The organism is Pseudomonas sp. Leaf129, assembly GCF_001423465.1.
Classification (GTDB): Bacteria; Pseudomonadota; Gammaproteobacteria; order Pseudomonadales; family Pseudomonadaceae; genus Aquipseudomonas; species Aquipseudomonas coleopterorum.
The window spans coordinates 1-15,602 of sequence record NZ_LMOC01000009.1; the positions used below are offsets into that span (position 1 = coordinate 1).

Consider the following 15,602-nt stretch of genomic DNA (forward strand, 5'->3'; position numbering starts at 1 on the left):
TTGGCGCCTAGGGTAGCGGGGTCGAGCGTGCCATTCGCCTTCGCTTCCAGGACCCTGAACACTGGACTGACCACGGGCGCGCTGGATGTGATGCGCAATGACATCGGACTGGAGGGGACGGCCGTGCCCGTTCCTGCTTTTTGATAGGTGTAGGAAACCTGTACCGTCTTGCCGATATTTTCCGTCGCCCAGGATTTGGGCACGGCGAAGTCCACCGGTGCGGCGCGATCGACCACTGGTTTGATCTCGGTATTGCGTGAAGGTGACCCACCCCAAGTCACGCGCAAGGTATCGTCCAGTGCCATCCCCGGGTGCAGCACCTGAACCGTGGCAGTGGCGCCCAAGGTATCGGCGTCGAGCGTGCCATCTGTCCCGGCCTCCACCACGCTGAAGACTGGGCTCACCGCGCCTCCAGCGATTCTCAACGTCAAAGGTGCCGAACTGACCTCGGGTCCGGCGCCAGCCGTTTGGTACCAGTAGGTCAGCGTCACGGTTTGCCCCGCGTTCTCCTCGATCCACTGCTTGGGCAAGTCGAACTTCAGGACCTTGGCGATCAGCACCGTTTGTACCGCCGTGCTGTGGGTCTGGCTGCCTAGCCATTCAACGCGCACCTTGTCGCGCGGGCCCATTGGGTAATACACCTCGACTGTCGCTTTATCGGTGATTACYTCGGGATCCAGAACGCCCTCCGGCGCTTCCACCACCGAAAAACGTGACTCGATGGCGCGAGCGCCGAACGTGAAGCGCTCGGACTGCACAGCTTGCGGTTCAGGAGTACGGCTTTCGCAGGCAACCAAACYCAACATCACGCTCAACAGCAGAACCGGCAGCTTTTYGATAGACATATCGACCTCACATCCTTCYCGGTAGCATCGACCTTCATTGAGTGACTTGGTCCAGGCGCTCGTGCGCCTCGTCACTGGTTTCGTGGGGGCCGCGGCCCCTCAACRTTCGCTTTGCATGGCAACGCCAAACCCCATTGCAGACGCGCGCAACTCACTCATCTGCTTTCCTTCGCACGGCATGCGGCCTGGTCCGGTACGGACGTTGCAGTGACACCTTGATCCGCTGCGGCAAATCCTGAAAGACCATCAGCAAAGGNTTCGCTTTGCATGGCAACGCCAAACCCCATTGCAGACGCGCGCAACTCACTCATCTGCTTTCCTTCGCACGGCATGCGGCCTGGTCCGGTACGGACGTTGCAGTGACACCTTGATCCGCTGCGGCAAAGCTGAACGCCGAGGCTGCACCGTCACCCAGGAACAAGCGCAGGATGGGCAGGACACTGCCGGTGCAATTGAAGTAGTCGCGCTGAATGACCTTGGCGCTGGCCAGGCCCGAGGCAGGGTTGCGTTGGGTGCGGTAGAACAGGGCCTCAAGCGGCAATTGCCGGTGCAGGTTCTGCCCCCATACCTGNATCAGTGCCGAATGCCGGTCGCTGGCAAACAATGACCTTGGCGCTGGCCAGGCCCGAGGCAGGGTTGCGTTGGGTGCGGTAGAACAGGGCCTCAAGCGGCAATTGCCGGTGCAGGTTCTGCCCCCATACCTGAAGCATAATTTCGTTGTGATACTGGCGATCGACAGCCGCTGTCTGGAAGTCAGGCCCAAAGTCAGGCTCAACAGCAACATCGACAACTTATTGATGACCATGATCACATTCCTTTGATGTCGGGCAGCTCGGAGCGCAATTGCCCCACCTTCCGGATGAAAATCGAACGCCAACGCCCTATCAGTCGCCCAGGTGCGTATCCCCATCTCGTGGCGATACGAACGTTGACGGCCAAAGGCGGCGGTGAAGAGTTCAAGGCGTGGGCAGGCAGCACCAGGGCCGCCTGCCCAGTGCACACTCAGGCGATGGTGAATCGCCATACCCGCGAGAACAGGAAAGGCTCACCTGACACACGTCGGTAGACGCTGTAGTTGACCAATACCTTGGTACCACGGCTTTCCGTCACCCACTGCGAAGGAATGCTCACCGACACTGGCGTACCTGTGGCACTTACATTGATCTCTGCACCGAAGCGCTCCACTACCCCGCCCCAACGCAGACGTACCGTGTGCCCGCTACGCAAGTTGGTGGTAGGAATACTTGCGGTCCGCGAGTCGCCGCTGACTCGCGGTGCAGGCAGGTCGACGGGATTCGGGCTGACGCGCAAGGTCATCGGGTCTGACCGATCGAGTTGCTGTTGCCCCAGATAAACCGTGTACTCGATCTCGGCCTGGCGGCCAATGATGTCCACCACCTCCATGCGCGGGATGGCTACGTCGATCGGCGCAACGCGTGTCACCGGAATGGCTGCAGAACGCCATACGATCGAGTCATGCTGCCAGCGCACCATGACCGACTGCCCAAGGTCCATGCCGGTGTATTGCGGGATCCGCGCAGTGATCGAAGAGGCTTCGTAGATGTCAGCAAAATTGAGGTAATCGCCAGGCGCCTGGGGGATCCGCAATCGTTGCGCAATAACAGCATTGGCGGCCTTGATGCGCAGCCGACGCAACAAGAACTCAGTGGCGTTGCTGGCCACGCTGCTGCCATCGAAGCTGACCTTCAAGCGCACTACGATTTCGCTGCCTGGTGAGAAGCGTTGCAGTTCGGTCCGCAACAACGGCACGTTGAGGCCGCTTGTCACTTCTTGAGGTGTAATCAGCCGGGCACTGGCCAATGTAAGCGTCAGCGGTCCTTGGGCTGTGACACCTTCTACGGTCAGCCAGATCTTCTGGCCTGCACCGATCAGAGGCCATTCACCGCGAACCACCTGGGCGTCTCCAGTAAAACTGGTCAGGTCCAGTTCAGACTGGGCATTGCCCGCCTGCGGTACGGTTGGCGCATCCAAGGCACTCTGCGGCATCGGACTGACGTTCAGGGACAATTCGAACGGGCCGAACTGCTCGATACCTCTGACCACGAAGTAGGCCAGCTCGACCGTTTTGCCTAGATTGGCGGCAACGGCGGAGGCGGGCACGGAGAACGCGACCACACCCGAGGTACTGCCGTTCTGGGTCTCAATGTCAGGAGTGCCTGGCCCGGCAGTGCCTTGCCATACCAACGCAATCAGATCGTTCGGCGACATTGGAGTGTAGGCGACCCGGACGGTAACACCGTTCTCAGCCAGTACCGGATTCAGCACGTTAGGAGGACTGGCGCCTACGACGACCGGTGGCGGAAAGTCTGTGGAGACGGGGGCCCCGATCCGTACTGGCACTTTGGAAGAAATCGCACTGCCGCCTGCCTCATGCGCCACTCCATACCAGACGTTCACAACCGTACCCAGGTTGGGCACCACGTTGTTGGCCTTGTTGATCAAAAAATCCAAGTCTCTGTTGACGTTGTTATCGGTGACCTTTTTCGAGGAAACGAAAGGGCTGCTGACCGAGCTGTCCCAATGCAACGTCACACGATCACCGACCAGCTTGCCTTGGTACTGGAGAACCTTGACCTGCACCGGCTCGGTGGCCGTCTGGGGATTCAGCACTCCGGCGACCGCACCCACGACCTCAGGAGGTATCAGTCCCCCACCACCGCCACCGCCCACCACAGCCAGCGACAAACGCGGCGACTTGAGTACTGTACCAGGCCGGTTGATCGGCTTGACGCTGTAATACACCTCCAGCGAACCACCAGCGAGTAGGGTCACGTGGCCTTGAGGCACTGGGAACGGCACATCATGATCCAGGTCAGTGTCGGCCAAGTCGTATTCGAAACTGTCATAGAACGACGTGCCGGCTTCTGTAAGACCGTCCCACTCCAGAAGCAGATAGTCACCCTCGGCCATGACATCCCATGCGGGCACATACACGGTGGTGCCACTGGCCGGTACGCTGGCGGGGTCTAGTCGATCGCCTACAGCATGCAACACTCGGGGGGGCTCCAACCCCTTTAGCTGGCCGATGACCGTCAACGACTTGACCAGCGATGTACGCGGTGGCCTCAGACTGGAGGTGACCCTGTAGGAGACTGTCACACTGCCACCAGCCAGACCGACAACTGCGCTATTGGGCACATTGAGTCTGACACCGAAGCCGATGTCTTCGGTCTTCACTGGGTAAGGTGGCGAGATATACTCGACTTGCGGGCCTTGCGCCGGCTGGCCGCGCCATACCAGCACGATCTGCTCCAACGCCACAAGAGCACCCGTAGGGATGATGATCTCGACGTCGGCGGTGCCGACCTCGTTCAAGTCCAGCACGCCGGCTACCGATTTGGGTACCTGCGGTGCCGGCAGAGCATTGGGATCCGGCACCTGGACCAACGCGCTGGGGCTCCACCGCGACCAGTTGTTGACCGTATCGCGCACTTCGTAGCGCACCACCAGATCATCACCCGATTGCTGGCCCACGATGGACGCACTGACAATGATTGTCACTGGGCTGTCCACCTCCTCTTCCTGCACCGTGCGGGTGATCAATATCCCACCCCAGGACAGGGTGATCTTATCGAAGGCGTACATGTTCTCGTACACCGGGATCGTCACGGTTACAGGCATACCGGAAGAGATTGCCCCAACCACCGGAGCCAGAAGCCGATCGTTGACATCGGCAGATTCGGGGTCGGGATCGAAGCCTCCGGGGACGCTACGCTTGACCTTGACCTTGATCGGGTGCGAAGCCTCATCGCTATCGGAGAGCAACCCGTAGACGTGGTAATGGAAGTTTATATCGCCATCGGGAATATCGAGAGGGTAAACACGAAATGTCAGAAGCTCCATTCCCTCCTCGACCGGGAGGCTCTGCAACGCTACGTCATCGCGAAACAGCGCGACCGTGTCGCCGGGAATTATGTCACCGGTGATGAATAGCTGTACCAGTACCCCGCGGGTAGGGTCGACCAGGTGCGAATAGTTGAGTCCACCATCGACTCTGATGGCGGGGATGTCAGGCGGTGGGAGCGAAGCAGGCTCGCCGACGTGACTGGCGAGCACAGCGCTTCGCTGCAGCGATTTGTAGTAATAAGCACTCATAAGGCACCTCGATGCAAAGGGCAAAGGTGCACACAGCCGCTTGCGCAACTGTGTGCTTGTGCAAAACGCTCGACTGTTTCTGGCGAAAACCTTATTCGAGCTGCTTCATATGAGCCTTGAGCTGAGAGTGACTACCGTCGTCAAGCGAGGTTGCAGAAAAGCCGCTGGTACCCGTCCCACTCGTCGCGTTTGAACCTGCTGTAGGATTCTGCAAATCCACCGGTGTCCTGGCAGTCGGCGGCAGCGGCAATGTATTGCCTGTGCCGCCAGCATCGTTGACGATTTGATGGCTGTGATCCAGGTAATGGGTGCGTGGCAGGTTCGTCAACGTGAAATACGTCTGCGGTACCCGGAACCGGTACGTACCGCGCGCAATTTCGGTGGGGGTGAGCGGATCACTGGTTACCTCGTACGCCGTACCAGGCGTTGGCGTTGCGTTCGTACGAGGTTTGTAACCTGCTAATTTGAGAGTGATTTTATCACCCCGAGAGACGTTGATGTAGTCGAGTTTGATCTCATACTCCGCGCCGCCACGGGTATTCTCAAAGGTAAGCGCGCCCCTGTCGGTGAGCGTAACCCACCGGCCACTGGGCAGACCGTTACCACCTCCAGGTACTTCGTCGGCGCCGATGACATCCACATCGACAGTCTTGGATTTGGCGACATTGGTGAACTCAGGGAGCGACCCTGCCGCAGCAAAAACGCGAGCAACGGTGTACTTCAGCTTCAACGTTCCGGTACCTTCGTCGGACATCTGGCTACCCAACAAGGTGAACTTCAAATCTGTCTTATTTGCTACATCCGTCGCTGAGAGCCGGTAGGGTGTGAGATCAAGCGTGCCGTACGTAATCTGTATGATATCGTCCTTGAGCCACCGATTTGCAGCAGCACCCGGTGGCCAAGGCACTGTTATCTGGGCAGGCTCGCCATACTGAAATGCGTAAATCACGTTCTTGACAGCACCGTCTTTGCCCAAGATCCAAGGATCCAGCAAGGCTTCGTCTTCCGGAGTCTCTGGATCAGGGTCCGGGCCGCCCGGCAGCGTGATGTCGAACAGTACGTCGCGCAAGATGGGCGAGGAGGCCATCTGGTGACCGGTACGGGAGACGGTGTATTCGAAGTCGCTGGAAAAGCGAGATACCCCCTTACTGGCGGTTATGACCTGCGCGTAGGTAATGGAAAAAGTCAGAATGGGCTCAGCGTTCTTATCGGAAATTATCGTAGTGCCGACCAGAACACCGTCCAAGAACAAGTCCACCGAATCGCCATTGTTGGCATGGGCAAATTTGGGAATGATGACGGTCAGATTTCGCGCGTCGGCCTCATCGATGATCGAATCGGCGTACAAGGGAATGACCGGTGCGAACAGATCAGGATCGGTAGGCACATCGCTCAGCAGCAGCGTCACCGGCCGGGGCTCACCGTTCACCGTGGAACGGTTGCCCGCGCGATCAGTGATGAAGTAGCCCAGCTTGCGTGGCCCATCGCCCTGAGCCAGAAGGTCGGGGGCAGGAAAGTAGATGGAGACATCGGTGACTTCCGATGCTCCTGGCGGAAGTGTGACTGAATTGCTGGGGAGCGGGATCCAGATAGGGTCACCGTTTGCCTCATCGGCAACCGATATCATCGGCACGATGACATCGCCTGCATGCTGGCCCCCGTATGTGGGCACCCTTGCGAGCAGCCCTTTGATGGGGTCCAAGTCGACAGGGTTGATCACATAGTCGGCGCCCACACCGGGCAGCTCCAACTCCCCAAGCAACGAGCCACCGGGCGCTGTGCGGTCGATATAGATATTGAAATTGATCAGGCATTTGGTAATCGCTTCGCTGTAGTAGCCCTCGAGCTGGTATGAGAGCTTGGCGGGCGATTTAGGCCCCGTCTCAAATCCATCCGCTGGTCCAAGCGGCAACTCGAGGGTAAGTGGGCCTTCAGCCGCGACATCGTCGTCGCTAATCTCGTATTCAGTCTCCTCCAGGACCCTGCCATTCCAGCTCAATTTCAGAAGGTCTTGAGCGTCAAATTTTTCATTCCAGGGAATGATCACATTTACCGGCGCCATAGAAGCCGGCGCTGACACCAAGCCCTCTTCGTAGCCATTCCCCGGCAGGGTGATCGGAACATCCAATGCAGCCAGGACAATGTCATCGTCCGCCAATACGCCAGGTGTCGCTTTTAACTGAGCCATGAAACCCAACTCCTTTGAAGTGCAAGCGGACCTATATATCCAGCCGACACGTCTTAATTAGTGATTCGGGAAGACCCCGACTCAACGACGTCACCGGGCATTCACTTGATCCCTGGCGACACCCTTGAAAAACTAGCAGAGCTTTTGCGACACCACCACGAGATGCATAGATCATTTGGTCTTTATAAAACACGGGATAATCGTGAATAAAACATACCATTAACATTCGAACTGAAAATATAGAGACACTTCTACACTCATTAAACCCCCCTGTGTACGCCGCCTTCCAGACCACATCGAAAAGAATATAAATTTTCATAAGTAACCAACTACTGTGCTTGAACGCCCCGCCTATTTTCCAGAGGGCGCTGGAGAATATGATGACTCTATTATTTGCGGTGAAGCATCCGATAGCGATACTGGTTGCAATGCCATTCGTGTCGATTGGAAGCTTCGATGCACTGGCTGGAAATGTTACAGGTCCGGGCAACGTCAACGTTTATGCGAGTAGTCCGGCGGATTTCTGGACACTGACCAATGGCGCGGTGCTAACCGTCAACCCCGGGGCACAAACGTTGGCCATCAGGTTGCAGAACTCAAGTGGCACGGTGACTGGAGCAACGATCAATGGTGCAGCACAGTCGGCTATGCAGACCAGCGGTCTGGGCGCAGTCAGCAGTGTGATTGACAGCACGTTGAGCAGCAGTAACGGCGGCTATGTGGTCGCGCTCGGCGGCCAGGGCAGCATCAGCGACAGCACTATTGTGACGGCGGGCCGAGGATTGAGTGTCTCGACCGGGAGCCAGCTGACCGCGTCCAATACCCAGGTTACCGCCTCGAGCAATGGCGCTGGGTCATTTCTGGGAGGGGGTCATGGTGTGACCGTGGTTGGGGGTACCGCGACGATCGCCAACGGCAGTGCACTGGCCGGGGTCGATCATGGGGCACTGCTGACACCGGACGGGCCGGCTACAGGTGAACCGGGCCGGATCGCCACCTTGACCGTCGACGATTCGAGTCTTCAAGGGCAGACCGGGAGCGCCTTGATCATTGGCCGCACCAGAGTGGACAGGTCGGCCATTGCGATGATAGATCTGCGTAACGGTGCGGCCTTGACGGGAGGCAACGGCCTGGCTGTGGAGCTGGTCGGCGCATCTGCCGCAACCTTGACAGCAGCGGACACTCAATTCAATGGAGGCATCCTGGCTACAGGGGCATCCACACTTGATGCAACGCTGCTCGACAGTCGCATCATCGGCAATCTGCAGGCCAGCGAACAGTCGCGTTTGGAGTTGAACGCCCAGGCAGGCTCTCTGTCCGGCGACATCAATGTGCTGGATACCTCCACTGCCATTCTGGCGTTTCGTAACGGCGCCAATCTTGCCGGCTCGCTTTACGCCGAGGCCGGCAGCACAGCATCCTTGGGTCTGGATGCCAGCACCATGACCGGCAATATCGCTGCCACCGGCGCTACGACGACGGTGGCCCTGGGCGATGGCTCGACGCTGACCGGTCGAATTACCAATGCCAGCCTGCTGAGCATGCGCGCAGGGTCGGTATGGAACATGACCCAGGATTCACAGGTCGAGGCGTTGGACATCGATGCCAGCCAGATAAACCTCGGGGGCACTGTCGGGGCCTTTCGCACCTTGACCTTGGGTAGACTGGCGGGTGCTGGCGCCTTTGCCCTCAATACCGATATTGCCAATCTGCAAGGTGACAAAGTGGCGGTAACGGGTGAAGCAGAAGGGAACCATGTCTTGGCCGTGGCCAATACCGGGATCGAGCCGCCGTCAGGCAATGACGGCCTGGTGCTGGTCAGTACCGCTGGTGTAGGGGCGGCAGCCTTCGCCTTGCGCGGCGGACAAGTGGACGCCGGTACCTTCGTCTACAACTTGGCGCACGTGGGAAATGACTGGGTTCTGGTGCGCAGAGGTGACCCCATCGACCCCGTAGAACCTGGCGGCCCTGACGAGCCGGGTACGCCTGGAGAACCCGGTGGCCCCGTTGTCACCCCCAGCGCGCGCGCCGTGTTGGGCCTTTTCAGTGCTGCACCCACCGTCTGGTACGGCGAGCTGACCACGTGGCGCAGCCGCATGGGCGACATTCGGGCAAGTAATGGCATCAGCGGGCCTTGGGTACGCGCGTACGGTGGCCGGTCGAACATGTCGGCGGCTGGAGGGGTGGAGTACGGGCAACAGCAACAAGGCATCACATTCGGCATCGACACACCTCTGCCAGCCGGGGACGATCAATGGACACTCGGTGTAATGGCTGGCTACAGTCGCTCGAACCTGGACCTCAAGGCCGGCACTGACGGCCACGTCGACAGCTACTATGCTGGTTTGTACAGCACTTGGTTGAACCAGTCGGGCTATTACCTGGATGCCGTAGTCAAAGTCAATCGCTTCAAAAACAGCTCTGACGTCACCATGAGCGACGGTCAGCGCGCCAAAGGCGACTACACCAACCACGGTGTAGGTGCGTCAGTGGAAGTCGGCAAACGCATTACTGTTGCCAACGACTGGTTCATTGAACCCTACCTGCAAGGCTCGGCACTTTGGGTGCAGGGTGAAGGTTACGGCTTGGATAACGGTATGCAGGCCCATAGCAATAATGCCCACTCGTGGCTGGGCAAAGTAGGCTCCCATGTAGGTCGCACCCTGAAGTTGGAAAAGGGAGGAACGGTACAGCCCTATGTAAAACTAGCGGTGGCGCATGAGTTTGCCAATGCCAATCGAGTACGCGTCAATGACAACTCATTCAACAATGATTTGTCAGGCAACCGAGTGGAACTGGGCGTGGGTATCGCTGCCCAATTGGCCTCCAACTTGCAGCTGCATGCCGATTACGGTTATAGCCGCGGTAAAAACATCGAAGTACCTGCTGAAGTGAGCGTGGGATTACGCTATGCATGGTAAGTCAGATATTTTTTAGATAGCCTTTTTAACAGAGTGACGCTTCCTACAAGTATGTAGGAAGCGTCCTACATAGCGACTGCGAGCAACTACCTTACACTGCGCCGCTTAATGAGCAGGACTCCACTGCCGTTCGATCCGCGCAAACCAAGGTAATAAACCCGTGCCTCACGCTATCACTGTTTCCAACTTATCACGCCTTACATGGGCCATCGCCTTCGCCATGGTGACCGGACCCACGTCCATGGCCAGAGAACTGAACGGCGATACCGCCACGGTCGGCCTCGGTGCTCCGGTGGAGAGCTGGAAGCTGAGCGATGGCGCGGTGTTAACTGTCGAATCTGGCGGAATCACCCAGGGCATCGTCAGTGGCGATTCCACGGTAATCATGAATGGCGCTGCGGCGAACTCCAACTCCACCTTTGCAGTGCATCTGACGCAATCCCAGGCCAGTATCGACGGGAGCCGCCTGACCAGTAGCGCCCGTTCCGCCCTAAATGTGACGCGCAGTAGCACGGTATCGGTTTCCAACAGCGTCATCGAAGGTATCGCACGGGGCGTCAATGTGGCTTGGAATTCCACGGCGGTTCTTAGCAATACCACAGTCTATGGACGAGATGATGGCCAGGACAACACAATGAGCGGTGGCTTCGGCCTCACGTTGGTCAACGGCAATGCACAGCTCGACAACAATACTCAGGTGACGGGTGACAAGCATGGCGTGATGATCATCGCTGATCGCATTGCGGGTCGCGAATCCAACCTGCTGCTCGACAACGCTCACCTCCTTGGGCTCAAAGACAGCGCAATCAGGGTCGATGCGCCCGCAGGCGCAGGTATCGCCCACGCCAACATCAGGATTACCAATGGTTCCACATTGACCGGGGGCAACGGTGTAATCCTCGAAGTGAACGGTGGTACCAGTGCCGATGTCACCGTGGACAATAGCTCCCTGGTAGGCAACGTCGTGGTAGGCGCAGATTCGGTGGTGTCCTTGAATCTGGATGACCAGGCCCGTCTTACTGGGGGCATCGGCAACTTGACCGAGATGAGCGTGAACAACGGCAGCCTGTGGAGGCTCACTCAAGACTCCAACGTGAAAAACCTGACCTTGAACAATGGCCGCGTCGATCTCGGTGGTAGTGATGGCGCTTTTCATCAGCTCGAGCTCGACACCCTCCAGGGCAAGGGCATATTTGGCCTGAACACCGACCTGGCCGCCGGGCAGGGTGACAAACTGGTGATCAGCGGTGAGGCCGCCGGTAATCACCAATTGGCGATCAGGAACACCGGCACTGACGTCGCCGAGGGGCAGGCCCCACATGAAGTGGTCAGAACGGGCGGCGGCACTGCTCAGTTCGATCTCGTGGGGGGCCAAGTGGATCTGGGTACTTACGTCTACGACCTGCAAAAGCAAGGTAACGATTGGTTTCTGGTACAGCGCCCAGGCGAAGTGGTCGCGCCCGGCACGCGCTCGGTGCTGGGCTTGTTCAGCGCCGCACCAACCGTGTGGTACGGCGAAGCCTCGACGCTGCGCTCACGCATGGGTGAATTGCGAATGGGCAGTGGCGAAGGCGGCGTATGGAGCCGCGCATATGGCAATCGCTACGATGTGTCCGCTGGAGGCGGTGTCGACTACCAACAGACCCAACAGGGCGTAAGCGTGGGTGCCGACGGTGCACTGGCTCTGGACAACGGTCGAATGCTGTTGGGTGTGACGGGGGGCTATAGCCGTTCCGATCTGGACCTGGCAGCCGGCACCACCGGCAGCGTCGACAGCTATTACCTGGGGCTTTATGGCACGTGGCTGGCCGATGACGGTTACTACGTCGATGCCCTGATGAAGCTCAACCGCTTCCAGAACGAAGCGGACGTCAGCATGAGCGACGGCCAGCGCAGTGCTGGCAATTACAACAACCACGGTGTAGGTGTATCGGTGGAAGCGGGCAAGCGCTTCGAGCTGGACGATGGTGTGTTCGTCAGTCCTTTCGCGCAAGTATCGGCGCTGTGGGTGCAGGGCGAAAAGTACAGCCTGGATAACGGCATGCAGGCGCGCAGCAACAAGGCTGATTCGCTGCTTGGCAAGGTGGGTACCCAAGTGGGGCAAACCCACCAGATAGACAGTGGAGGCCGCTTCGACTACTACGCCAAGGCAGCCCTGGCCCACGAGTTTGCCGACAACAATCAGGTAAAGATCAACGGCAATCGGTTTTCCAACGACCTGTCCGGCTCCCGGGCGGAGCTTGGCATCGGTGCGGCAGTCCAGCTTTCCGATCGACTGCAACTGCACACCGATCTGGAGTACGCCAAGGGTCGCAACATGGAGCAGCCATGGGGCCTGAGCCTGGGCGCGCGCTATGACTTCTGAAGCCATCACGCATCGGTATTGCCACCTTCGTGCGCCCGGCCCCTCCACTTCGCCCTTCTGAACAGCCAGGCCTGATCAGCGTGTGGAGGTCCAGGAGTGCAGATTCCCGACCTCCACCTCCAGCCTGCCTGCAAACGGAAAGTAATGCTCCACGCAGGCGGTCAGCTGGCGCTCGTAAGCCTGCGAGCTGATGCCCAATGATTGTTTGAGGTCGGCGCGCAGCAGCAGGTCGTAGTAGTCCGGACGGGTTTCGCGCAGGACGTCGTCGAGCAGTTGCGGGCCGGTCATTTCGAAGGTGTCTTTGACGTAGCGCCAGAAGGTCAGGGTTTCGCGGGTACTGGCGTCCTTTTTCAGAACGGGCCGGGGTTTGGCGTAGAAATCGGGCTTGGCCTTGAACCGCGTCTGCATGGCGCGGGTCACGGACTTGAGCACCGGGTTGTTGGCGTGGCTGGCAAACACGTGGCTGTTGTAGCCACTGTAGGGCACGTCGGCCAGCACCACGGCGTCGTCGAGCAGTACATCCTCGGGGCCGGCGTGGAGTTGCAGGTCGGCATGGACGGTGGTGAACCTGTTGTCCACGTCCATGTACAGCCCACCGTGGGCATCGATCAACGGGTAGCGCAGCACGTCGCTGGCGGCGGCATAGTTCCTGGCTTGGCCGTTGCGGCAGGCGCGGTACTGAGGGCCGCTGTCGCCCGCCAGCAGGGTCTGGAAGAAGTCCTGATCGGCCAGAGGCGTGATCGCCACGTCAGGCTTGTCGGCAAAGATGCCCTTGAGTTGCGTCAGCAGTGTTTCGCTTTCCAGGTCCACATGCAGGACCGTGCGCCAGCCTTGCATCGCTGCGGCGTTGCCCACCACATTGTCCAACAGGGCCTGGCTGGGCAGCTCGTGGCCTACCCAGATGTAATGCACCACCCGCGGGATCGCCGACGCGCCGGCAGGCGGTATGGGCAGAGGTGGCAGAACGATGCTCTTGGTGGCGCGGGTCGCCGGTGCATCCTTCGCAGCGGCCTGCCATTGCAGGCGGTCGCCGCTGCGCCAATCGCCATCGGCGCTCAGCCACAGGTAGTCAGTGTTGCCCAGGTGGTTTAGGCGCCAGGTCTGTTCGTCGGCGTCGTACAGGGCCAGCAACGAGCCTCGGCTGGGGATACGGACCATGTAGCGATCGAGGATTTTCTCCACGCCGTCCAGTGGCACGGTCACGCGAATCTGCGTGGCCAACGGCGGTACGTGGACGTCGCTGGCGAGGTCGGTGCGCAGTACATCCCAGGCCGTCACTCGCTGGGCCTCGGCTACCGACGCTGCGGCGATGCGTTCACCTGGATGCCAAACACCTTTGGCGTCCAGGGTCAGCGGGATGCATTCCTCAGCGGCATAGGGGTTGAGCGGATCGACCACCGCCCATTGCTTGAGCGCGACCCTGTAGCGCACGCGATACAGCACATTCTGTACCTGGGCATAGATCTGGTTGCCCTGACGCACGTAGAGCCCGGCCATGGGACCGCGGGTCTGGACCTGCAGGTCGCGGCCGCGGACCACGGCCGGGCGCCATTCGAGCAAGCGATTGGCGACGGACCCATGGCTGGGCGAAGGCGAGTCGCTGGAGGTGGAGGTGCTGGAACGGTCCTCGTCGCTGCCCAGATAGAGCGGATCGAAATCGTCGCCACTGCTGCTGCCACCGCTGGACGTATCACCGGTGTCCTCGACCACGCCGCCCCAGACGCTTTCGCCATCGGTTTCCAGCTCCAGTTGCATGCCGGCTTCGTCATAGTCGCCGATGGCCGTGAGGTCGCCCAGCAAGGGCAGCGTGAGAAACACGTTCAAGGCTTGCAGCACCGCACCGCGGATGGCCTCGGAGCGCTCGCGTTCGTTCACCGCGTTGATGGCCTTGTCGGCGTACAGCCCCACCGCGCCCAGGCCGGCAGCGATGGACAAGGCTGCAATCGGCCAGCCCATCATGCTGAAAATACTGTACAGCTTGAATGAGGCTTCCAGATAACCCAGCCACATGCCTTTGCTGAGCTGATTATTGGAAATCAGCAGGTAACTGGCATCGTTCTCCATGTCGGTTTTCAGGCAATCGGTCAGGAAGGTGAAGGCATAGCCGTCCAGCGTTTGTTCCTCTGCGTTGAGCCGGGTCTTGCGCAGGTTCCAGGGCGTGCTGGCGATGTCGCGCAGATGACCCTGCAGGGTATTCCACAGGCCGTGTCTGTCGTGTTCGGGCCGTGCGAACTGCAAGCCGAAACGGCGCCGGCCCTCTTCGGTCAGCAGGTAGCTTCGTACCCACTCATACATTTGCCGGGCGTTGGCAAAGACCACGAAGGCTGGGTCCTGCATGGCGCAGTAGATGATCTCGCGGCCCGACGCCGTGCGAAAGCGCAACATGGTGTGGCTGACGATGCCTTCGATATCGAAGCTGTGCACCGTAGTGCTGGATGACATCGCCACATCGCCCATGAGCTTTTCCGGCCGGAAAGGCGTGCTGGAATCATTCACCACGGCGGCATACACCTCGATGAAATCTTCGATGCGCAACAGGCCTTTCTGGCAGTTGAGGATGGCGTTGCACAGCATGCTGAGCTTGGACACCATGCAGTACAGGCCATGGTTGTTGATCCAGAAGCCGCGTACCTTGGAGGCGTAGTAGGCGGCGAAGTCGATGCGCCAGAAATACGCATGCACCTGGCGCGGGTCCAGGCGGATTTCGTTATGTTCGTTGAAGGCGTGGGCCGACTGATCGACACGATAGAAACCGCCCATCTGCGCCAGCAGATCGCTGTTGCGTTGCTGGTCCAGGTCAAAGCGGCGCATCACCAGCTCGACCAGGGTCATCGATTGCTTGGGCGTGCCGTAGTGCTCCCAGCCAGTGTAGGTGCGCGAGCTGGAGTTGGCCGAGTCGAACCAGTGCCAATGCACCTGGTAGGGGTCCAGATCGAACAGCCCTGCCCTGGCCAGCACCTGTCGGGCGATCTGCAGCGCGGCACGTTCGATGTCAGGGTACTGTTGCATCAGCTCGGCGATCTTGCGTTCCCAGAAGAGAATGTTGGAGACGATGGGGTCAGGCTGAACGGTGTTGTTGTCGGTAACGGTCGCTGAAGGGGCGGAGGTGGATTCCGGTTCGCTCATGGTCTTGCCTCACAGGTTCGGGAGGCCTAGCTTAAGCAGCC

Annotated in this window: 6 protein-coding genes and 1 pseudogene; 2 read left to right on the forward strand and 5 right to left on the reverse strand. The window is 59.3% G+C overall.

Annotated features, from left to right (window positions below; translation table 11 throughout):
* The 4 genes and pseudogenes from ASF66_RS16440 to ASF66_RS16460 all read right to left on the reverse strand — a co-directional run.
* Positions 1–845: hypothetical protein (locus ASF66_RS16440; RefSeq protein ID WP_156463215.1), on the reverse strand; the 845-nt coding region annotated here is incomplete at its 3' end.
* Positions 846–1,152: 307 nt separating this feature from the next.
* A pseudogene (locus ASF66_RS16445) lies at positions 1,153–1,416 on the reverse strand (hypothetical protein); the annotation flags it as partial.
* Positions 1,417–1,847: 431 nt separating this feature from the next.
* Positions 1,848–5,009, reverse strand: a complete 3,162-nt coding sequence (locus ASF66_RS16455) for a hypothetical protein (RefSeq protein ID WP_156463216.1) — start codon at positions 5,007–5,009, stop codon at positions 1,848–1,850.
* A gap of 43 nt (positions 5,010–5,052) precedes the next feature.
* Complete coding sequence (locus ASF66_RS16460; protein ID WP_056844619.1) at positions 5,053–7,149, reverse strand: hypothetical protein; 2,097 nt, start codon at positions 7,147–7,149, stop codon at positions 5,053–5,055.
* Positions 7,150–7,529: 380 nt separating this feature from the next.
* Here ASF66_RS16460 and ASF66_RS16465 point away from each other — a divergent pair, with 380 nt between their 5' ends.
* A complete protein-coding gene (locus tag ASF66_RS16465) occupies positions 7,530–10,070 on the forward strand; it encodes an autotransporter outer membrane beta-barrel domain-containing protein (protein ID WP_162240090.1) in 2,541 nt (846 codons plus the stop codon).
* Between the two features lie 241 nt (positions 10,071–10,311).
* On the forward strand, positions 10,312–12,435 hold the full coding sequence (locus tag ASF66_RS16475; RefSeq protein WP_162240091.1) for an autotransporter outer membrane beta-barrel domain-containing protein: 2,124 nt from the start codon (positions 10,312–10,314) through the stop codon (positions 12,433–12,435).
* Between the two features lie 75 nt (positions 12,436–12,510).
* On the opposite strand, the gene ASF66_RS16480 is transcribed toward ASF66_RS16475, so the two are convergent.
* Complete coding sequence (locus ASF66_RS16480; protein ID WP_056844623.1) at positions 12,511–15,561, reverse strand: dermonecrotic toxin domain-containing protein; 3,051 nt, start codon at positions 15,559–15,561, stop codon at positions 12,511–12,513.
* Positions 15,562–15,602: the final 41 nt, after the last annotated feature.